Annotated in this window: 21 protein-coding genes and 1 tRNA gene; 15 read left to right on the top strand and 7 right to left on the bottom strand. The window is 63.8% G+C overall.

All coding sequences use genetic code 11. The features are described 5' to 3' along the window. Positions 1-26: 26 nt before the first annotated feature. Together NP_RS07885 and NP_RS07880 are read left to right on the top strand one after the other, a co-directional pair. The gene (locus NP_RS07885; protein ID WP_011323304.1) at positions 27-683 is read left to right on the top strand and encodes an HAD family hydrolase; all 657 of its coding nucleotides are present in this window, start codon (positions 27-29) and stop codon (positions 681-683) included. A 23-nt stretch (positions 684-706) separates the two neighbouring features. Next, positions 707-1,432 (top strand): nucleoside phosphorylase, encoded by a 726-nt coding sequence (locus tag NP_RS07880; RefSeq protein WP_011323303.1) that lies wholly within the window; start codon positions 707-709, stop codon positions 1,430-1,432. A 3-nt stretch (positions 1,433-1,435) separates the two neighbouring features. On the opposite strand, the gene NP_RS07875 is transcribed toward NP_RS07880, so the two are convergent. Next, a complete protein-coding gene (locus NP_RS07875) occupies positions 1,436-2,620 on the bottom strand; it encodes an NAD-binding protein (RefSeq protein ID WP_011323302.1) in 1,185 nt (394 codons plus the stop codon). Between the two features lie 153 nt (positions 2,621-2,773). Between NP_RS07875 and NP_RS07870 the strand changes: the two genes are divergently transcribed. Both NP_RS07870 and NP_RS07865 read left to right on the top strand, forming a co-directional pair. Beyond that, positions 2,774-3,109 carry a ferredoxin gene (locus NP_RS07870; RefSeq protein WP_011323301.1) on the top strand — a complete coding sequence of 112 codons (336 nt, stop codon included), beginning with the start codon at positions 2,774-2,776 and terminating at the stop codon, positions 3,107-3,109. 62 nt (positions 3,110-3,171) lie between these two features. After that, positions 3,172-3,256: transfer RNA gene (locus NP_RS07865), tRNA-Leu, on the top strand. A 37-nt stretch (positions 3,257-3,293) separates the two neighbouring features. On the opposite strand, the gene NP_RS07860 is transcribed toward NP_RS07865, so the two are convergent. Then, positions 3,294-3,608 carry a hypothetical protein gene (locus tag NP_RS07860; RefSeq protein ID WP_011323300.1) on the bottom strand — a complete coding sequence of 105 codons (315 nt, stop codon included), beginning with the start codon at positions 3,606-3,608 and terminating at the stop codon, positions 3,294-3,296. 112 nt (positions 3,609-3,720) lie between these two features. Here NP_RS07860 and NP_RS07855 point away from each other — a divergent pair, with 112 nt between their 5' ends. The 7 genes from NP_RS07855 to NP_RS07825 all read left to right on the top strand — a co-directional run bounded on the left by NP_RS07855 (position 3,721) and on the right by NP_RS07825 (position 9,931). Continuing rightward, positions 3,721-4,236: a DUF5813 family protein gene (locus tag NP_RS07855; RefSeq protein ID WP_049939576.1), complete on the top strand. Its 516-nt coding sequence runs from the start codon at positions 3,721-3,723 to the stop codon at positions 4,234-4,236. A gap of 183 nt (positions 4,237-4,419) precedes the next feature. Continuing rightward, positions 4,420-5,214 carry an electron transfer flavoprotein subunit beta/FixA family protein gene (locus NP_RS07850; protein WP_011323298.1) on the top strand — a complete coding sequence of 265 codons (795 nt, stop codon included), beginning with the start codon at positions 4,420-4,422 and terminating at the stop codon, positions 5,212-5,214. Further along, positions 5,211-6,179 carry an electron transfer flavoprotein subunit alpha/FixB family protein gene (locus NP_RS07845; protein WP_011323297.1) on the top strand — a complete coding sequence of 323 codons (969 nt, stop codon included), beginning with the start codon at positions 5,211-5,213 and terminating at the stop codon, positions 6,177-6,179. The genes NP_RS07850 and NP_RS07845 overlap by 4 nt, the downstream gene beginning before the upstream one ends. Positions 6,180-6,275: 96 nt before the next feature. Then, positions 6,276-7,040 carry an indole-3-glycerol phosphate synthase gene (trpC, locus tag NP_RS07840; RefSeq protein WP_011323296.1) on the top strand — a complete coding sequence of 255 codons (765 nt, stop codon included), beginning with the start codon at positions 6,276-6,278 and terminating at the stop codon, positions 7,038-7,040. Further along, a complete protein-coding gene (trpB, locus tag NP_RS07835; RefSeq protein WP_011323295.1) occupies positions 7,033-8,286 on the top strand; it encodes a tryptophan synthase subunit beta in 1,254 nt (417 codons plus the stop codon). The genes trpC and trpB overlap by 8 nt, the downstream gene beginning before the upstream one ends. Then, positions 8,283-9,116 (top strand): tryptophan synthase subunit alpha, encoded by an 834-nt coding sequence (gene trpA / locus NP_RS07830; RefSeq protein WP_011323294.1) that lies wholly within the window; start codon positions 8,283-8,285, stop codon positions 9,114-9,116. The genes trpB and trpA overlap by 4 nt, the downstream gene beginning before the upstream one ends. 26 nt (positions 9,117-9,142) lie before the next feature. Further along, the gene (locus tag NP_RS07825; RefSeq protein WP_011323293.1) at positions 9,143-9,931 is read left to right on the top strand and encodes a 2-amino-3,7-dideoxy-D-threo-hept-6-ulosonate synthase; all 789 of its coding nucleotides are present in this window, start codon (positions 9,143-9,145) and stop codon (positions 9,929-9,931) included. Positions 9,932-9,973: 42 nt separating this feature from the next. Here the strand turns inward: NP_RS07825 and NP_RS07820 are convergent, their stop codons facing one another. The 3 genes from NP_RS07820 to dph2 form a co-directional block, all read right to left on the bottom strand. Next, entirely contained in the window at positions 9,974-11,650 is a 1,677-nt protein-coding gene (locus NP_RS07820; protein ID WP_011323292.1) for a protein kinase domain-containing protein, read from the bottom strand. A 112-nt stretch (positions 11,651-11,762) separates the two neighbouring features. Further along, complete coding sequence (locus NP_RS07815; RefSeq protein WP_011323291.1) at positions 11,763-12,659, bottom strand: hypothetical protein; 897 nt, start codon at positions 12,657-12,659, stop codon at positions 11,763-11,765. Between the two features lie 77 nt (positions 12,660-12,736). Continuing rightward, on the bottom strand, positions 12,737-13,792 hold the full coding sequence (gene dph2, locus NP_RS07810; protein ID WP_011323290.1) for a diphthamide biosynthesis enzyme Dph2: 1,056 nt from the start codon (positions 13,790-13,792) through the stop codon (positions 12,737-12,739). A 123-nt stretch (positions 13,793-13,915) separates the two neighbouring features. On the opposite strand from dph2, the gene NP_RS07805 reads away from it, so the two are divergent. From NP_RS07805 to NP_RS07790, 4 genes are all read left to right on the top strand, one after another. Then, complete coding sequence (locus NP_RS07805; RefSeq protein WP_011323289.1) at positions 13,916-14,743, top strand: MBL fold metallo-hydrolase; 828 nt, start codon at positions 13,916-13,918, stop codon at positions 14,741-14,743. Positions 14,744-14,842: 99 nt separating this feature from the next. Next, the gene (locus NP_RS07800; RefSeq protein ID WP_011323288.1) at positions 14,843-16,279 is read left to right on the top strand and encodes a coiled-coil domain-containing protein; all 1,437 of its coding nucleotides are present in this window, start codon (positions 14,843-14,845) and stop codon (positions 16,277-16,279) included. A gap of 41 nt (positions 16,280-16,320) precedes the next feature. Further along, on the top strand, positions 16,321-17,190 hold the full coding sequence (locus tag NP_RS07795; protein ID WP_011323287.1) for a hypothetical protein: 870 nt from the start codon (positions 16,321-16,323) through the stop codon (positions 17,188-17,190). 55 nt (positions 17,191-17,245) lie between these two features. Beyond that, on the top strand, positions 17,246-17,752 hold the full coding sequence (locus NP_RS07790) for a universal stress protein (RefSeq protein WP_011323286.1): 507 nt from the start codon (positions 17,246-17,248) through the stop codon (positions 17,750-17,752). Between the two features lie 5 nt (positions 17,753-17,757). On the opposite strand, the gene NP_RS07785 is transcribed toward NP_RS07790, so the two are convergent. Beyond that, positions 17,758-18,189, bottom strand: a complete 432-nt coding sequence (locus tag NP_RS07785) for a universal stress protein (protein ID WP_011323285.1) — start codon at positions 18,187-18,189, stop codon at positions 17,758-17,760. Between the two features lie 99 nt (positions 18,190-18,288). Further along, positions 18,289-18,969, bottom strand: coding sequence for a nitrous oxide reductase accessory protein NosL (locus NP_RS07780; protein WP_011323284.1), 681 nt, complete (start codon positions 18,967-18,969; stop codon positions 18,289-18,291). Between the last annotated feature and the right edge of the window lie 37 nt (positions 18,970-19,006).

Below are 19,006 nucleotides of genomic sequence, written 5' to 3'. Positions count from 1 at the left end.
ATCTGCGTGCTCTCCTAGCAGCAAGCGTGACCGTCGGCTATCTCTTCGACTTTGACCGGACGCTCGTCACCTACGAGCCGGACATCCCGGGCATCTTCCGGAATGCCTGCGAGGCGGTGGGTGTCGAGCCGCCCGACGACGCCGCCGATATCATCAGAACCGGGTACGTTGAGACGTTCTGTGCCTTCGATGAGAGCCCCTACCTCGGCGCCGCACGGGCGGCCCGGGACGCTGGCCTCGATGTCGACCCGGAGCGGCTCGCCGAGGCACACATCGAGGCCGAACTGGCTGCGACGACCGTTCCCGACGGTGTCGGTGACCTGCTGGCCTCGTTGTCGTCGGTTGGCATCGTCACGAACGGCTACGGTCCCGTACAGCGCCGGAAACTCGCCGAGACCGGACTGGAACCGCACGTCGACGCGGTCGTCTGCGCCGACGACGTGGAGGCGTTCAAGCCCGACAACGCCCCGTTCGACGCCATCACTGCAGCGCTGCCGGCCGGTGACTACGTTATGGTCGGCGACAGCGTTGAGTACGACATCCGGCCCGCAGCCGAGCGCGGCTACCGGACAGTCTACGTCGGTGACGGCGACGCGGCTGAAGCTGACATCTGCCTTTCGAGCCCCGCCCACCTGCCGGCGCTACCGCGGCGGCTCGATGCCGTCGAGCCGACCGACTTTTGACGGCGCTGGTCGTCGGTACCAGTATGGCAAAGCAGCCGCATCTCCTCGTCGAATCGGGCGAACTCGCAGACATCGCACTCGTTCCCGGCGACCCCGGGCGGGTCGACCGTATCGCCGACCACTGCGACGACAGCGAAGTCGTCGCGGAGAACCGAGAGTACAAGGTCGTAAACGCCACCTACGAGGGTCGTGAGTTGACTATTTGCTCGACCGGCATCGGGTCGCCGTCAGCCGCAATCGCCGCCGAAGAACTCGCCGCGGTCGGCGTCGAGACGTTCATCCGCGTCGGAACGACGGGCGCGCTCCAGTCGGACATCGAAATCGGGGATATGGTTGTCGCGACGGGGGCGGCCAAAGACGAAGGAACCACGAAGCGATACGAGTCGACGGCGGTGCCGGCTGTTCCTGACTACGAAGTGCTCGACTCGCTGGTCGACGCGGCCGAGGCGCGCGATGCACCTGTCCACGTCGGCCCTATCGCCACCGACGACGCATTCTACGCTGAGACGGAGACCTACGTCGCTGAGTGGGAGGCGGCAGGACTGCTCTGTGTCGAGATGGAGGCCGCCGCGCTGTTTACACTCGCACGCCGGAACGGGCTCAGCGCCGGCGCTATCTGTACTGTCGACGGGAACCTCATCGAAGGGACCCAGAAAGGCGAAACCGACGACGAGGAACTCCCGGAGAAAGCCAAGGACAACGTCGGCCGCGCCATCCGCATCGCGCTTGAGGCGACGACCAAGCTCTAGCTGTCAGTCTTTTCCGACACCGAGCAGTTCGTTGAGCACCTGTTCGGGGTCGTCGTTGCCGAACGCCGACTCAACGAGCAACCGGCCGCCGAGGACAGATGGGCTCAACACCGTGTCTGCTCCTGCCCGCCGGAGCTTACGGACGTTTTCTCTATCGGTCGCGGCCGCGACGATTCGGAGCTCGGGGTTCAACTCCCGTGCGGTCAAGACAGTCATCGCGTCCTGCGCATCGTCGTTTGTGGCGGCGATGAGCCCCTTTGCACGCTCGATGTGGACTCGCTGTAACGGGTCCTCGTCGCTCGGGTCGGCCGTGATGACTTCGTAGTCGCGGTCGCGAAGCCGCTTTGCATCCTCTGGGTCGGGAACGACAACGACCGCCGAAGCGGTACCGAGGCTTTCGAGAATCGGTTCTGTCAGGTCGCCGTAGCCGATGACGATGAAATGGTCATCGAGCAAATCGAGTTGTTTGTCGCTCATGTTTCCGAGTGCGGTTGCAAGACGGGCTTCGATGAGCGGTCCAAGGAGTGTACCGACGGCGACACCGAAGCTTGACACGCCGGTCAAGAGCACTGACATCGAAAAGAGCCGGCCGAACTGTGTCGTTGCAGTGATGTCGCCGTAGCCGACCGTTGAAGCAGTGACAAGCGTAAAGTAGAACGCATCAAGTATCGTATTGATGCCTTCGAACTCGTCTTGAAGCGCATAGGCTCCGATGGTCCCGTAGACCTGTACAAAAACTACGGCCGCGAGCGATGCCAACTGGGTTGTTGTGAGGTTCGCAGCGCGGTCGAAGTAGCTGTAGTTGAGTAGAACGACCGGAAGCGAGATGGCCGAAAGTCCCACTAGGGGATAGGAGACGACGCTCGACTGAGCCAGCCCCTGCAGGGCCGTTATCGGTAGCAACACCAGCGTCGAGTACCACGCGATGCGATAGCACCGGCGGAGCCCGTACGCGCTGAGGAGCATCAAAAACCCGGTCAGTGCACCAGTAAAGCCAGCCGTTCGAGCCATCGCCTCCGGAATGTAGGCCGCAAAGGGGCCCGAGACACCCGTCGCACCGATATTTACGATGCCCGTAACGACAGAGAGCACGGCGACGATAGCGGTGAGCAGAAATGGGAGCCTGCTTCCAAGCCAGCGGACGCTGCGGACGGCCCGGCTGCCGTCGCGCTCCCCTGTGTCGGTCATCGTTACCTGCGCTTTCAGGCGTTGCGATATAACGTCGTCGTTCGGTCGTCCGACTGATTCAGCTGACAATAGGTCCGAGCACGCAGCGGCCGCACCAAGGCAAGCAGCGGGAACTTCCGTTACACCCAAACCCGGTGCCGACCGAGTGTAGGTATGCCCGACGAACCTGTCGACCCAAGCGACATCGGCGAAGGGGACGCGCCGCCAGTCGAAGCGGCCCCATACAAGATCATCTTCGAGGCCAACAAATGCATCGCGGCCGGCAAGTGCGCGGAGGTGTCGGCCAACTGGGAGATGGACATCGACACCGGCATCGCAAAGCCCGACGTGTACTTTTTCGACGAGTCCGACCTGGAACACAACATCGAAGCGGCCGAAGCCTGCCCGGCAAAAAAGGACCGTGGCGTCATCCACGTCGTCGACCGACGGACCGACGAGGAACTCGCCCCCGACCCGAAGGGCGACGGCACGCTGAGCGTCGATTGGTGAGCTTCGGCCGCTCCGCGCCGAACCGTGGACTCTTAATCCCCCACGCGGTTAGTTTCAACCGCGCGAGGGTGGCCGAGTCTGGACAAAGGCGGCGGACTTAAGATCCGCTCCTGTAGAGGTCCGTGGGTTCGAATCCCTCCCCTCGCATGCGTGTGCGCAAGCGGCATCCGATTTCACTCAGGCGTTACTGGTTGCCCTTACAACCACCGCGGAGGCGGCTACATTCGGACCGCCGGGTTTGGATGCAGAGGTCGGAACCCGCATACTCGGTTTCGATTGCCTCATCCAGTAAGTCGAGTTCTCGCTGCCCGTAGTCGTCGCCCGAAATAAAGTACGGACCGAGTCGCTGTTCGCCGATACGCCGCCCACAGAGCCCTTCTTCACGTTTGAGCTGTTTGACAGCGTCCCGTATCTCCGCTTTGCTCGGCTCCGGGCCGAGGTCGATGTCGGTACCGTATCCTGCTGCGAGCTTCTTGCCGAAGCGCTTCGCGCCAATCATTCGGTTCTACGCCCGTGGTCAGAATCAATAAAGACTCGTGCGAATATGTTCTCCGCGGTACCGCTTGCCCTTCGCGACGCCCTTTTGAGGGTTGCTCGCGTACCATATGCCGATGAGCGACGAACTCCCCGAGAAGGCGGTTCGAGCCTTCGAGCGGCACGATGCCTTCGAGCGCGACGGCGAGTGGTTCACCGTGACGACGACGACGTTCGACGGCCGTGTCACCGCCGAAGAAACGGACGATTGGGCGCTTTCATATACTGTCGAAGTCCGTGCACCGATGCTGTCGTCGGCGACTGAGGAAGTCGTCGGCCCGGCGGTCGAGGACGGCTGGTTCGATACCTACGACCGACGGCTCGAAGACGCGCCGATGGCGGTTAGACAGGACCTCGAACTCGACGAACAGCGAGTGTTCGAGGAGGCCGGCGATGCGGTCGCCGTCTTCGGGTTTGAATGGGGTAACGCCGACCACGTCCCCGACATGACGAAAGCGATAGCCGAATACGTCGAGGGAACATACATGGAAGGCATCGTACCCGGATACGAGTACGGCCAGCCCGTCTCGGAGATGCTCTCGCAGGCCCGACAGTCGGCCGGCGAGAGCGGCCGAGGACCGATGCCGCTCTGAACTGTGAGCACTCCCGGCTGCAGTCCCTCACGACCCGATAGCAGCAATAAAAACCGGGTCTGTGTTTCTTTCGGTTTCTATCGCCGTCAAACAGTGTTTACCGGAGTATAAACCCGCGACAAACGGCGTACGATTCGGAAACGTTTAACCCGGGATAGTCCGACCTTTCTGGTGACTAGCCGCATGAAAATACTCGTCACCGTCAAAGAGGTGGCCGAAGTCGACGACGAGTTCGATATCTCCGGACTCGACATCGACGAAGGCTCCCTCGAATACGACCTCAACGAATGGGACGACTACGCCGTTGAGGAAGCCGTACAGATAAGCGAGGAGCGCGACGACGTCGAAGTCGTCACTGTCACCATCGGCCCCGAACGCGCCGATGAGACCATCCGGATGGCCCTCGCGAAGGGAGCCGACCGCGCCATCCGCGTATGGGACGACGCTCTCGAAGGCACCCAGTTCCTCGATGTCGACGCCAAGGCCGAAATCATCGCCGCCGTCGCCGAAGCCGAAGACCCCGACTTCGTCCTCTCCGGCGTCCAGGCCGGCGACGACTCCAACGGCGCTACCGGCGTCGCACTCGCCGAGCTCCTCGACTTCGAATGGGGAGCCGTCGTCAACGACCTCGACCTCGACGACGCCGCCGAAACCGCCAGCGTCCACCGCGAACTCGAAGGCGGTATCGAGGAGCTGACCGATGTCGACCTGCCCGCCGTCCTCACCATCCAGACCGGTATCAACGAGCCGCGCTACGCTAGCCTCCGCGGCATCCGGCAGGCCCAGCGCAAACCCCTCGACGTACAGGACCTCTCCGAACTCGGCCTCGATGCCGATGTCGTCGAGTCGCCCGTTGAGCGCACTGAAATGTACGAGCCCGAATCCGAAGGCGACGCCACCATCTGGGAGGGCGACGCAGACCAAACCGCCGGTGAACTTGCCGCCTTCCTCCGCGACAAAGGGGTGGTTGAAGGATGACGGTTCTCGCGATTACCGAACACCGACGCGGCGAGCTCCGCGATGTCTCCCTTGAGCTCGTGTCAGCAGGCCGCGAACTCGCCGACGAGCTCGGCGGCGACCTCGCGCTGGCGGTCATCGGCGGCGATGTCGATGCCTTCGCCGACGAGCTGAACCGAGACGGCGTCGACACCATCTACACTGTCGACGAGGGCGAGGAGTTCAACCACGGCGTCTACACGCAGGCCATCGAGCAGCTCCACGACGAGCTTGACCCGACGGCGCTTTTGATGCCGAACTCGGTCAACGGCCTCGACTACGCGCCTGCCGTGGCCCAGAGCCTCGACATTCCGCTTGTCACCGACGTTATCGGGCTGGAAGGCGACGAGACGGTCGAGGTGACCCGCGAGCAGTACGGTGGAAAGGTCGAGACGACCTACGACATCGACGCCGACCAGTATGCGCTGACGGTACGGCCGGCCGAATGGCCGACCGCCGAGGCCGACGGTGACGCGGCTATCGAGGCGTTCGATGCGGACATCGACGAGGACGCGCTCGGAACGACGGTCAACGGCTTCGAAGAGGTCGGCGGCGGCGACGTCGACATCAGCGAGGCTGACGTGCTCGTCTCCGTCGGTCGTGGCATCGAAGAAGAGGAGAACCTCCCGCTGGTCGAAGAGCTGGCGGATGCACTGGACGCGACGCTTTCGTCGTCGCGACCGATTGTGGACAACGGATGGCTGCCCGCCAACCGGCAGGTCGGCCAGTCCGGGAAGGTCGTCACGCCGGATGTCTACATCGCCATCGGTATCTCCGGTGCGGTCCAGCACGTCGCCGGCATGAAAGGTTCGGACACCATCGTGGCGATTAACACGGACCCGAACGCGCCGATTTACGACATTGCGGACTACGGCATCGTCGACGACCTCTTCGAGGTCGTGCCCGAACTCATCGAGGAGTTCGGCGGCGAAGCCCCCGACGTCTGAGGTTCCTCACATTTTCCGTTTTTTCTCACCGAGCAGCATCGCGTACGGCTCCGATGCGCAACCCTTATGTGCAGATGAGTTCGTCAATGTACAGTAATGGACACTAGTGGCGAGCTATCTCCAGCCGTCCGTTCTATCCTCTCGGCAGCCGAGGAGCGGGACGGCGGCGAGACGCGCTGTACCGTCGACGCGCGGTCATTACCCGATGCACTCGATGCCGCTGCCGACGGCGGCCGCGCGCCGGTCATCGCGGAACTCAAGCCGACGAGTCCGACGACCGACGGCGAACGGACCGATGACCCGGTCGAACTCGCCGAAGAGATGGTCGCCGGCGGTGCGGCGGCATTGTCGGTGCTGACCGAACCCGAGCATTTCGGCGGGTCGACCGAAACCCTCCGCCGGGTCCGAGAGGCGGTTTCGGTCCCCGTTCTGCGGAAGGATTTCCTGCTCAGAGAGGCCCAGCTTGACGCCGTCGCGTCCGATGTCGTACTGCTTATTGCTCGGTTCGTCGATGACCTCGACGGACTGCTGGCGGCGGCCCGGGAGCGCGGCTTTCAGGTCCTTGTGGAGGTTCATACCCCCGGGGAAGCCCGCACAGCGCTTGACGCCGGAGCCGATATCATCGGGGTGAACAACCGCGACCTCGCGGAGCTTTCGGTCGACCTCTCGACGTTCGAGTCGGTCGTCGAATCGGTTCCGGAGCTACGCGACGGGAGCGTCACCCTGATTGCGGAAAGCGGCATAGAGACGCGCGAAGACGTGACACGGATGCGGTCGGCCGGTGCCGACGGCCTGCTCGTCGGCTCGGCCATCATGGACGGCGATGTCCGCGAGAACACGGAGCGACTCACAGATGTCTGAACCTGATACCAAATTCGGCGATTACGGCGGCCAGTACGTCCCCGAGGCGCTGATGCCCGCCATCGAGGAACTGACAGACGCTTACGAGCGGTACGTGCTGGAAAACGAGGACGGATTCATGGACGAGTTCCGCGAGCGGCTTCGGGACTTCGGCGGACGGCCGACACCGCTGCAGCGGGCCGACCAACTCTCGGAGCGATACGACCACGAAATATATCTCAAGCGGGAGGACCTGCTCCACGGTGGCGCACACAAGCTGAACAACGCTCTCGGTCAGGTGCTCTTGGCGAAGTACATGGGCAAAGAGCGCATTATCGCCGAAACCGGCGCGGGCCAGCACGGCACCGCTACGGCGATGGCCGCGGCCCATCTCGATATGCCCTGTGAGATATATATGGGCCGCCGTGACATCAACCGGCAGCGGCCGAACGTCTTCCGGATGCGCATCAACGGCGCGGCAGTCAACCCGGTCGATATCGGCCGCGGGACGCTCAAGGAAGCGATAAGCGAGACGATGCGCGACTGGGCGACAACGGTCGAACGGACCCACTACGTCATCGGCAGCATCGTTGGCCCCGCTCCGTTCCCCGCGATGGTTCGTGATTTCCATTCGGTTATCTCCGAAGAGATTCGTCAGCAGTCGCGCGACCAACTCGGTGAACTCCCCGGTTCAGTCGTTGCCTGTGCCGGTGGCGGCTCCAACACGATGGGCGCGTTTGCCGAGTTCGTTGCGGACGACGTTGACCTCTATGCGGTCGAAGCCGGCGGCTCGTCGCTGACTGTCGACGAGGAGGAAGGCGTCGCGCCGCACTCGGCGTCGCTTTCGACCGGCGAGGAGGGTGTCCTCCACGGTGCGCGTACGAAGCTACTCCAAGATAGCCACGGGCAGATCATGGAATCCCACAGTGTCTCCTCGGGGCTCGACTACTCCGGTGTCGGGCCGGAGCTTTCCCATCTCGTCGACGAAGGCCGTGTCACTCCGGTTACCGTCGGCGACGAACCCGCCTTGGAGGCGTTCCACCGGCTCTCGCAAGCAGAGGGCATCATCCCAGCGCTAGAGACGGCCCACGCGTTCGGCTTTCTTGAGGAGACGCTCGGCCCGGACGGTGCTGACGAGGCAGCCATCGAAGAACCGGTTGTCGTCAACGTCTCTGGCCGCGGCGACAAGGACCTCGAGGCTGCGATTGAGGAGACCGAAAAGCGGAGCCTCGATGCCGCACCGACGATGGAGGTGTTCGAGGAGTGAGCCTCGAAGACGCCTTCGACGAGCCAGCGTTCGTTCCGTATCTCGCGGCCGGCGACCCCGACTTCGAGTCGTCGCTGGCCTACGTCGAGGCGCTGGCCCGCGGCGGCGCCGACGTTATCGAACTCGGCCTACCCTTCTCGGAACCCATCGCCGAGGGGCCGACCATCCAGCAGGCGGTCGTTCGCTCGCTGGAGGGCGGCATGACCCCCGAACGGTTCTTCGAGTTCGTCGAGACGCTCGATGTCGATGTACCGTTAGTCTGTATGACCTACTACAACCTCATTTACCAGTACGGCCCTGCGGGCAGCCAGCCCGTCGTGCCGTTCGTCGAGCGGGCTGCCGAGGTCGGCCTCAAAGGGTTTGTCGTCCCCGACCTGCCTGCGGAGGAGGCCGGACCGCTTCGGGAGGCGTGTGACGAGTACGGCCTTGATTTGGTCTTCATCGTCGCCCCAACGACCGCCGGCGACCGGCTCGAACGGATGATGGAGCAGGTCTCGGGCTACGTCTACGTACAGGCCCGCCTTGGCGTGACCGGCGCGCGAGAGGATGTCTCCGACCGGACCGCCGAAACCCTCGCCCGGCTTGAAGCGTACGACGTGCCGAAGGCCGTCGGGTTCGGCATCTCCAGCGGCGAACAGGCCGAAGCCGTCGTTGCTGCCGGTGCCGACGGCGTTATCGTCGGCTCGGCGCTCGTCGACATCGTTGCGGAGGGCCACGAGAACGGTGACGCCCCAGACGTCGTCGCTGACCGACTCGAATCGCTCGCCCGCGAACTGAAATCGGGGGCGGTCGCCGGCAAGCAACGTCAGCCGGGACCGGAACGAACTTGACGGACACTCTCACACTCACACATAAGATGACACCAGGGATTGCTGCACGTCTCGACCGCGTCGGAACCGACGGCCGCTACGTCGTCGTTCCGATGGACCATGGTATCACACTCGGGGCCGTCAACGGCCTCAAGGACATCGAATCCACCATCGACGCCGTCACCCGCGGCGGTGCCGACTCGGTGCTGACACAGAAAGGAATCGCCGACCGCGTCCACGGCAACAAAAACGGCGCGGGCTATATCGTCCACCTCAACGGCTCGACGGCCATCGGTCCCGATTCCAACGACAAGCGGGCCACTGGCTCTGTCGAGGCCGCTCTGCGGGCGGGCGCCGACGCTGTCTCGTTCCATATCAACGTCGGCTCGAAGTACGAACGCGAGCAGATAGAGGCACTCGGTCGGCTGACCGACCAGGCTGCTGAGTACGGGCTGCCCGTACTGGCGATGACATATGCTCGCGGCCCTGACATCGAGGGCGACGACCCCGAGGCTCTCGGCCACGCTGTCCGGCTCGGCGAAGAACTCGGTGCAGACCTCATCAAGACGGGCTACAGCGGCGACGCCGAGAGCTTCGAACACGTCTGTGAGTCGACGAGCCTCCCCGTGCTCATTGCTGGCGGCTCCCCGGACGGCGACCTCGAATCACTGCGCGATGTCCGCGGGGCGATGGATGCCGGCGCGGCCGGCGTCTCGATGGGCCGGACCATCTTCCAGCACGAGTCGCCGGAACACATTGCCCGTGCGGTCTCGCTTGTGGTTCACGACGACTACTCGGCGGAAGCGGCGCTTGAAGCAGCCGAGCTCAGCAAGTAGCCTTCTCCGCCCCCTGACGTTCCGTCCCTGCTCCCCGTGCCGCTACGTCGTCGGCACCCCGTGGTCGGCACAGATAGTCTCCAGTTCCTCCTGCAGGTAGACGACCGCTCCGTACCGGTCCGGCTGGCTCGGTGCCATCGCCGTCCGGATAATGTCTCCGACCGCTGCTGGCACTGACGCGATGTCGCTCGGTGCTGGCGGTTCGGCCTCGACGATGTCTGCCGGGCACTCCGGCGTCGTCTCGAAAGCCGGCCGTCCGGTAAAGAGCTGATAGAACGCCCGACCGAGCTGGTAGACATCCGTGACACCGTCTGTCCGGCCATCGTCAGCGAGCTGTTCCGGGGCCGCATACCGTGGCACTACGTCGTGGTCGTCTTGATGGGGCTGGATTTCCATACCCCAATCGCTTATTTTCGGCACCGCCCACCCGTCGTCGACGGTCCGAAAGAGCACGTTTTCCGGCTTGAGATTGAGGTGCAGTATTCCGGCCCGGTGGGCTCGCCGGATAGCACGGGTAAGTACCAGTGCGCTCCAGAGCCTGTGCTCGAACGCGAGCGAGTCGGCGACCTCAGCGAGATGGCCGGCGTCCATATACTCCATTGCGAACCAGACGGTCGGCTCACGACCGTAGTCGACGAGAGTGACGATGTGGTCGTGGTCGTCGAGGCCCTCCCAGCGTCGCGCCTCGGTGTAGGCCTCGTGTGCGAGGTCGGAGTCAAGTGTCGCCCCGTCCGACGGTCGAAGCTCCTTCAGCGCGACCGGAACAGTTCCGTTCTCGGTCGACGCAGCCGCCCGATAGACGGCGGACAGGTCGCCGTTTTCGACCGTGGTCTGCTTTTTGAGGTCGTCGTAGCTGAGGTCCGGTGTCGGCACATCTGGGACTGTCTCGGGAATGCCGCCGGCTGAGAGACCGGAACTTGTCGCGGTCGTCTCGGTGTCGGAGCCGCCGAATATCCACTCCTCCTCTGGGAGCGGGTCGTCGATAGTAGCTCCGGCCGTGGAGGTTGCTTTCGCCTCGGTGGTCTGTTCGTCGAGCTGGGCAAGCGCGAACGTTACCGCTTTTCGGAGGTCTTCGGGCTCTCCGTTACCGAACGCTTCGAGGTCGACTCGGGCCGGCTCGACAGCGTCGGGATGTGTTTCTGCAAGGACCGCCAGCGCCCGGGCGGCGTGGACCCGGACCAGCGTCGCGTCGTCATCCAGCAACCGCCGCAGCGCAGGTACTGCGTTCCGTACCGGCTCGGGATACTCCTCGGCGAGTTCGGCCAGCGCCCAGACGCCACCGGCCCGGACGGCCGCAACGTCGTCGGTAAGGACACCACAGAGAGCCTCAACCGCTGGTCGGAGCCCGGCTGGTTGCTCGGTCGCAAGCTCGGCGAGCGCCCAGGCAGCGTTGACACGGCTCTCGTAGTGGTCGTCGGTAAGCCGGTCGAGAAGGTCACAGACGGATGGATAGACGGCATCCGGGAAGGTAGTGGCGACTTCAGCAAGCGCCCGAGCCGCCTCGGCCCGAACGCCGGGGTTCGCATCCGAAAGCAGTGGCCGAATGTCGTCGACGGCTGTCCGGGCGGCTTCGGGGTAGTGGTGGGCGATTGTCGCGACGACCTCCGCGGCGTGTTCTCTCGGACGCGGGTCAAGCGTCGCGAGCTCTTGCCGTAGCTCCGGGAGACAGTCGACAACCGCGGCGGGGTCTTCGCGCGCCCGGGCGGAGAGCTGTGCCATTCGCTGCCGGTTTCCCATTCTGTCGCTCTACTGGAGGGTCGCCTCGTACTATTAAAACCCTCAGGTACGACACAGTAGCCGTGTCGGCAGGCGAGCCGTCTGTGAGTCGGCGCTACCGGTCGTCTTCGTCTTCGTCTTCATCGAGGCCCCAGTCCCAGTCCTCGACGCTTTCGTTCCACCTGTCTTCCGGCAGGTCTTCACGCGGGTCTTCCGGCGGGTCCTCGGGCGCGTCGTCCGGATTGTCTCGGCGGCGCTCCTCTGGACTCTCTTCTGGGAGGCTCCGGCTGGAACCTGCCCCCCAATCCTCTGATGCTCCTTTTTCTGGGCGGCCGTCGTTCGACCCCCCGGTCTGCCGGCTGCCGGGGGGAGAAGAACTGTGGCCTCCTGAATCAGATGCCCGGTCTGGGTCTTCACTCAACGGCCCGTACGGCGTGTCGTCACCTGTAGACGGTGGCCGGTCTGGCCGCCCCCGAGGGCCGTCGTCTCCTTCGGTGTACTCGAGGAAGATTCCGCCGAGCGCCAAACAGCTACAGACGAAGCCAACAATACCGCCCAGAACGGGAACGAGCCCGGTGACACCAGCGATGACAACGCCGACAATGGCAGCCGCACCCAGGCTGTCTGTGACCGTCCGGCCGACTGCCAGAAACCCCAGCGGTACGGCAAGCGCTACCGCCAAAAGCAGCGGTATCGCCACGAGAACGCCGACGACGGTAACGACGAGGAGAAACGTGACAACGACAACGCCGAGCGTGACAGCGACACCATATAAAAATGCACTGCCCGGCTGCTTGATGCTCCAGTCGGTAACGTCTCTGCTGTAGTCGGGGGCGATGACAACCCAAAAGGCAAGCGCAATCAGTGCCCACAGCATTGAGCCGAGGGCGTCACCGATGGTGGCAGCCACAACCTCCTCACTGGATGGTTGTGCGGCGACCGTCGGAACGGCAGCGATGGTGCCGGCGACGGGTACGGCCGGCGGGAGGAATCGGCGGGGAGGGCAGACCATGCTGGGGATTCGGCTATGTCACGGATATATGTTGGTGGCTTCCCGCCCAGGCTGTCCCGAGGCAGGCGACCGTCGCCTTACCACGTGCCGTGGAACGTGTCGAACGAGAGGCTGTCCATCGGCTTTTCGCCGATGGCGATTTTGTATTCGCCGGGCGTAAGCATCGGCTGTTTGAACTGCGGTCCGTCGTCGGTCGTAATCCGCGGACAGCCGGTGTTGACGTAGGCATCGAACCCGAAGTTCGTCAGGCGGTCGGGCGTCACCTCGTCCATCGTAATCAGGTAGGCGTTGTCGTTCGCCTCGACGATTTCCTCGGCAGTGTCCCATCGGCCCTGACCGATTTTGGTACAGAAGATGACACCCCACTCCTCGGCGTCCATCGCCTTGTGAACGGCGGCGTACCGCTGTTTCATGAACTGCTCGGTGTCGGCGACGTGGACGGCGTTGTTGACCGGGTCGGCGATGATGACCTTCTTGTCCGGATGCTCCATCGCCAGTCCGAGCGGGTGGAACTTCCCGCCGCCGACGTAGAGAATCTGGTCGGCGTCGACATCGGCGGAGGCGTAGTTGCAACCGAGAACCTGCCCCTCGTGTGTCAGCCGCTCGTCGCCACGACGGGTCTCGACAGTATAGCCGCGCTCTTCGAGCCACGCCTGCATTTCATCGAACCGGTTCATGTGCTGGGCGGTTGTCACGAGGCCGACGGCGTCGTCCTCTTCGGGAGCGGCGAGCTCCGCCCGGGCTTCCTCCATAATCGGCGTGACTTCGACGTTCGAAAACAGCGGCACGTAGATTATCTTGTCCGACTCCTTCATCGGCGAGTGGCCGAAGTGGACGAACACGTCCGTCCGCCGCATCATGTAGGTATCGAGGTCGCACGCGCCGTAGCAGGGCTGGCCGGAGAGGAGCACCGTCGTCTCGTCGGGGAGCAGCCGCCGGAGGTCGTCGGCGACACGACCGGCTCGTCGTTTGAGCCCTTCGGGGAACTGGAGGCCGACCTTCATCGCGTCGCGTTCTTCGACGGCGTCGACGATGCGGTCGAGTTCGTAGTCCCACGTCCGCTCGTGTTTGAGTTCCATCCCCGTATTTCGGAGATCACCCTCCGTACGGTCCGATTCCGGTTGCTGACTCATTGCACAGCGATTGTGGCCGCGGGCGTAAAACCTGCACGTTTCTGGAGTCCATCGCTCGTTTGCATACAGTGGCTGAAAGAACGAACCGGCCGGCTTTTTGACTCGCCACGGCGAAGCGCCGCTATGACGATTCACTCCGACTGGGGCGACTGGTTGCCGACGGCAATCGCGGCCGCCGAACCCGACGGACTAGCTGTCTGGTATCTCGGCTGCAACGGCTTCGCGTTGAAGGCCGCAGACGGGACGACCGTCTTTATCGACCCGTATCTCGGCACCGGCGACCCGCCGCGGACCGTCCGGATGATTCCGGTCCCGTTCGAGCCGACAGACGTCGTTGAAGCCGACGCAGTGTTGGCGACCCACGACCACACCGACCACACGCACGGTCCCTCGCAGGCCCCGATTCTCACCGGCACCGACGCGACGTTCTATGGGCCGCCGACATCGGTGGCGACGGCAGAGGCTTGGACCGACGAGCATGGGGTTGACGGCAACGATATCGCCGAAATAACCGAAGGTGAGACGCTCGAAGTCGGGTCGCTCCGGATTCACGTCGAACCTGCCCACGACCCTGACGCCGACCACCCGGTCGGCTACGTCGTCGAACACGAGTCGGGGACCTTCTTCCACGGCGGCGACGCCCGGCCCAGTGAGGACTTCGAGGCAATCGGCGGCAGCTACGACATCGACCTCGGTGCTGTCGCCTTCGGGTCCGCCGGCATGATTCCCGACAAAGAGACACGGGAGCCAAAATACACGCAGTGGTACTCCAACGAGAACATGGCCGCCGAGGCGGCCGCACAGCTCCAGCTCGACCGGCTGCTGCCAACCCACTGGGACATGTGGAAGGGGCTGACGGCCGACCCGACCGCGCTCAGAGACCACACCCGAAGCTTCGACCACCCCCGGACGCTGGAAATACTCGAAATCGGCGACCGGACCTCGGTGTAGCCGAATCAGCCGTTTGAGCCGCCGTACCGGCCGATGGAAACTGTGCGTGAGTTTCTCACCGTCGAATAGCTTTATTTACGGCTGGTTTCACTAGAGGTTATGAGCAACGCCGACCCGACCGAGGTCGTGACGGCATCGAGCGACGGTGTCACCGTCGAGAAGTCGTTCGAGCCGGACGACTTCCCAGTTCCTGCTATCGCGTTCGCCATCGAATCCGAGCGCGATGAGTCGGTATCCGTCCGCATCACGGATACGGTCCCGGAGGACGTCGCCCCGGAAGATATCGGCTTCCACCCCGATTACGGGGCGGAGTTCTGGGACGTCGAGGAGGGTCAAATCGTCTTCGAGCGGGATTTCGACGCCGGAGAAGAGTTCACCACTGTCTACGGACTCCGTGGGGGCGACGCCGAGGTCGCAAGGAAATTCATGTCCGAGCCCGAAATCGAATCGGTTGACCCACCGCTCTCGGGACCGGAGCGAGCCGCCGCACAGGCCGCTGGCGACATCGAGATGGGAATCGGTCCGATAGCCGACGACGCGACGGCCTCCGGTGCCGGCCGAACGACGGCCGGCGCGGACGACAGACAACCGTCCGCAGGTCAAGCTGACGACGGCGAGCAGGCGGCTATCGCGCCCGGCGACGAGGACTCGCTGGTCGCACAACTGGCGACGGAGATAAACGCCGGCGCCGTCGACCGGCAGACGGTGCTGTATCTCCGGGACGCACTGGGCGTCAACCTCGCAAGCGCCAGCGTCGAGGCTCGAATCGAGCAGCTTCAGTCGTCGGTCGCCGACCTCGACGCCTACACGTCGGCGCTCGAGGCGTTTCTCGATGAGAACGGCGATGCACAGCAGCTCATCCAAGACGTTCGGGACGACTACGAGGAGACGACGGCCCGCATCGATGCTGTCGAGTCCGTCGCCGACGAGGCCGTCGAGGCGACTGACGATATCGACGCCCGGCTGGACGACGTTGAGGAAACGTTCGAAGAGCAGCTCGACGATGTCGAAACTCGACTTGACGATGTAGTCACGGAGGTCGAAGACGACCTTGAGGCCATCGACGAGGAGGTCGAAGTCGCCGTTGAATCGGAGCTTGAGGCGCTTGAATCGCGGGTCGACAGTATCGCCGACGACGCCGCTGCTGCAACGGATGGTATCGAAGAGCTGCGCGAAGAGCTTTCCGAGGTAGAGACGGGACTTCAAGAGGAAACCGAGACACGGCTCGATGAGCTGGAGGCTGAAATCGAGTCGCTCGAAGCGGAGCTTTCGGATGTCGCCGAGTTGCGGGACCGGCTGGCGACGGCACTCAGCGGCCTGGGTGGGAACGTGCCGGCAGTCGGGGACGGCGAGCCGGACACGGAGGCGGGCGAGGCTGAGAACGACACGTCACCCGCGGTGGCTGCCGATGCGGCAGACGACGTAGCCGGGTCGGGGAGCGGGGACGGCACAGACGATGCTGCGCAGGCAAGCGACACAGATGACGGGGCAGCGGCGGGCGACGACACAGAGGCCGACACCACCGACGCCGCCTGAGAACCAGTCGTGTTTTACCCTTTGAGCCGCACGCTCCGATAATGACGACTCGCGTCGCCGTTCCGCGGAAGGGGAGACCGCTTGAGGCCGTGCTGGAACGGGTCGCGTCGCTGGCTGGCGTCGAGGACCGTGCCGACGCTATCGCATCGACGCTCCGCTACGAGAAGGCCGTCACGAAGGGCAACCAGACCGACGAACGGTCGGTCTACGACCGGCTCGCCGACTACAGCGACACTGACACGTACGCCCCTGAGTACACGCTCTTCCGGGACGCACGCCCCGGAATGCCGCGTCGAATCGTCTTCGACAGCTGGCGGGTGCCGGTCGAGGACGGAGAACTGCACCTCGTCGGCCGCGAGGAGCCGTTCCGGGCACTCCGCAAGCACGAGTTTGCCCTCGGGTTCGACGCGGCCGACCTCGTTTTGGAGGAGGTTGTCGGTATTGAACCCGAACCGCTCGGGTCGCTGTCGGAGCTTAACGACCGCATCGACCCGCGGGACACCGACGTTCGTGTCGCTGGTGGTCTCGGCGACACAGTCTACCACACGCTGCTCGCAACGCCTGACGTGTCCGAATCGCCGACTCGTGAGTTCATCGAGGACTACGAGGGGCCGCTGTGTATCTCGCCGCGGTACGAACGGCTCGTCGAAGCAGTCCTCGGTACAGACGCCATGGAGGGCGTCTCGTTCCGGTATCCCGGCGAGCGCGAAGAAGAAGCTGCCATCGCCTCCGTCGGAATGGGCGTCTATCTGACCGTCACCGGCTCGACGGCCAGAGACCACGGCCTCCGGGTCGGTGAACAGCTTTTCCCCAGCGAGACGGTCCTGCTGGAGAATCCGCCGGAGCGGTCGGCCGACACCGATGCCCTGTTAGAGCAGTTGGTCGGCAGCCGGCTGACGACGCCGCTTTGAGCCGCGAACGCTGACGCCAACCAAACGGTTTTGTCTACAATCACGTAATTAAATCATGATATTCGTTGTGCCCTTCGACGGGACCTCTCTCGCCGAGACCGCACTCGTCCGTGCCGTCGAGTTCAGCACAGTACTCGACGAGCAGGTGTTGGCGGTTACTGCTATCCCCCGCGGCAACGCCGAGTACGCCCGTGAACGCGGCTGGATAGACGAGGAGGAACCGTTCGACAGACAGCAGATAGTCACCACCCTTCACGAACAGGTCGTTAACCTAGCTCCGGAAGCGGATTTCAGACATGCCACGGTCGGCAAGTACGCACCACCAGGGACAATTGCCACGCGAATCCGCGAGCTATCGACGGAGGTGTCGCCGTCGATGTTCTTTATCGGCAGCGAGAACGCCGGCCGAGTGGTCAGCACTGTCAGTAGCGTCGGCGCGAAGGTTGCCTCGGAGAAAAATTACGATGTCGTCATCGTCCGCAATCACGCACCCACGCGGGTCGAGAAACTGCGGCAGTCTTCACCCCATCGGTCCTCAAAATCGGACTTCTATCAGGACTGACCCGCCTACTCCTCGGCTGGCTCCGCCCTGACTGTCAGCACCGGCACGTCGGACAGTCTGACGACCTTCTCGGCGACGCTACCGACTAAGTACCGGCTCAAGCCAGTCCGTCCCTCGGTCCCCATCACGATGACATCGATGCCTTCCTCCTCGGCGTAATCGAGAATCATCTGATGGGGAGTCCCACGTCGGACGTCCGTCACGGCGGCGACGTTTCGTGCCTCGGCTGCCTCTGCGAGCGAGGCGACCGCCCGCTCGCCAGCGTCTTCGAGAGCCGCTACTGCCTCTGCGGTACCTGTCTCCGTCGAATAGACCGGCTCGACAGCATAGAGCCCGTGTACGGTCGCCCCGTGGACCTCTGCCAGCGAGAGTGCGTGCTCGATTGCCCGTTCTGCGCCTTCGCTGCCGTCCGTCGGGACGAGAATTCTGTCGTACATAGGTGTTGGTTCACAGAGCGTGGTGTAATGCCTTGCGACGGTTCCCAGAAAATTGCGTGGCGTCCTGTGGTTGCCGGTGGCGGATTGCGACCGCCTGTCTCACTCCATATCGTCGTGGTCGTGGTCCATGTCGTCGTGGTCGTGGTCGTCCATATCCTCGTCGGCAAAGAAGTTACCCCGGTAGAACTCGGCGAGGTCCTGGTCGAAGTCGCCGTAGGTGATGATGTCGCTGTCGTCGTACTCGTCGAACTCATCGGCGAAGGCCTCGGCGTCCTCCCGCATCCCGAACGGGGTCGGGTTCCGCATCATCGGGTCGTCGACGTGGTCGGAATCAGTCACGCGGACGTAGTAGGCCTCTTTTCCGTCGATGAGTTCGCCCGACTCGTAACACGTGACCCACGCGTTTTCGATGTCGCTTCCGGGGCCGTCGAAGTGTTCGGGGTCAGCGACATACGCCGACAGACAGCCGCTCGAACAGAAGTACGCCCGGTCGCCGTTCTCGTGAACGACCTGGGCGTTCCACTCGGGGTACTCCGGGGTCACCATATTACAGACGGCACACTCCTCGCCTTCGGGGAACTCTGCCGGCTCGTCGTGGGCAAGCGCCTCCGGTTCTTCCTCGGGGTCCTCTTCTGGGTCCTCTTCAGGAGCTTCTTCCGGTTCCTCTTCCGGTTCCTCGGACGATTCGTCCGCACAGCCGGCCAGCCCGACGACTGCGCCGGCACCGGCAACGGCGAGCATTCGTCGACGGGTCCAGGTGTCCTGCGTCTGCTTCGACATATACGCTCGTTAGACCACCAGCGGTAAACGTCGTCTG

The organism is Natronomonas pharaonis DSM 2160, from assembly GCF_000026045.1.
Taxonomy (GTDB): Archaea; Halobacteriota; Halobacteria; order Halobacteriales; family Haloarculaceae; genus Natronomonas; species Natronomonas pharaonis.
Note: the sequence above shows the minus strand (reverse complement) of the source record. Positions and strands in the feature narration are given on the sequence as shown.

What these genes read in the sequence shown, in the direction of transcription:
- NP_RS07855 (WP_049939576.1), top strand. Translation starts at nt 3,721, where the DNA reads ATGAGCGACGAACTCCCCGAGAAGGCGGTTCGAGCCTTCGAGCGGCAC.
- NP_RS07800 (WP_011323288.1), top strand. Translation starts at nt 14,843, where the DNA reads ATGAGCAACGCCGACCCGACCGAGGTCGTGACGGCATCGAGCGACGGT.
- trpB (WP_011323295.1), top strand. Translation starts at nt 7,033, where the DNA reads ATGTCTGAACCTGATACCAAATTCGGCGATTACGGCGGCCAGTACGTC.
- NP_RS07785 (WP_011323285.1), bottom strand. Translation starts at nt 18,189, where the DNA reads ATGTACGACAGAATTCTCGTCCCGACGGACGGCAGCGAAGGCGCAGAA.
- NP_RS07825 (WP_011323293.1), top strand. Translation starts at nt 9,143, where the DNA reads ATGACACCAGGGATTGCTGCACGTCTCGACCGCGTCGGAACCGACGGC.
- dph2 (WP_011323290.1), bottom strand. Translation starts at nt 13,792, where the DNA reads ATGAGTCAGCAACCGGAATCGGACCGTACGGAGGGTGATCTCCGAAAT.
- NP_RS07795 (WP_011323287.1), top strand. Translation starts at nt 16,321, where the DNA reads ATGACGACTCGCGTCGCCGTTCCGCGGAAGGGGAGACCGCTTGAGGCC.
- NP_RS07805 (WP_011323289.1), top strand. Translation starts at nt 13,916, where the DNA reads ATGACGATTCACTCCGACTGGGGCGACTGGTTGCCGACGGCAATCGCG.
- NP_RS07875 (WP_011323302.1), bottom strand. Translation starts at nt 2,620, where the DNA reads ATGACCGACACAGGGGAGCGCGACGGCAGCCGGGCCGTCCGCAGCGTC.
- NP_RS07820 (WP_011323292.1), bottom strand. Translation starts at nt 11,650, where the DNA reads ATGGCACAGCTCTCCGCCCGGGCGCGCGAAGACCCCGCCGCGGTTGTC.
- NP_RS07880 (WP_011323303.1), top strand. Translation starts at nt 707, where the DNA reads ATGGCAAAGCAGCCGCATCTCCTCGTCGAATCGGGCGAACTCGCAGAC.
- NP_RS07870 (WP_011323301.1), top strand. Translation starts at nt 2,774, where the DNA reads ATGCCCGACGAACCTGTCGACCCAAGCGACATCGGCGAAGGGGACGCG.
- trpC (WP_011323296.1), top strand. Translation starts at nt 6,276, where the DNA reads ATGGACACTAGTGGCGAGCTATCTCCAGCCGTCCGTTCTATCCTCTCG.
- NP_RS07790 (WP_011323286.1), top strand. Translation starts at nt 17,246, where the DNA reads ATGATATTCGTTGTGCCCTTCGACGGGACCTCTCTCGCCGAGACCGCA.
- NP_RS07845 (WP_011323297.1), top strand. Translation starts at nt 5,211, where the DNA reads ATGACGGTTCTCGCGATTACCGAACACCGACGCGGCGAGCTCCGCGAT.
- NP_RS07850 (WP_011323298.1), top strand. Translation starts at nt 4,420, where the DNA reads ATGAAAATACTCGTCACCGTCAAAGAGGTGGCCGAAGTCGACGACGAG.
- NP_RS07780 (WP_011323284.1), bottom strand. Translation starts at nt 18,969, where the DNA reads ATGTCGAAGCAGACGCAGGACACCTGGACCCGTCGACGAATGCTCGCC.
- NP_RS07815 (WP_011323291.1), bottom strand. Translation starts at nt 12,659, where the DNA reads ATGGTCTGCCCTCCCCGCCGATTCCTCCCGCCGGCCGTACCCGTCGCC.
- NP_RS07860 (WP_011323300.1), bottom strand. Translation starts at nt 3,608, where the DNA reads ATGATTGGCGCGAAGCGCTTCGGCAAGAAGCTCGCAGCAGGATACGGT.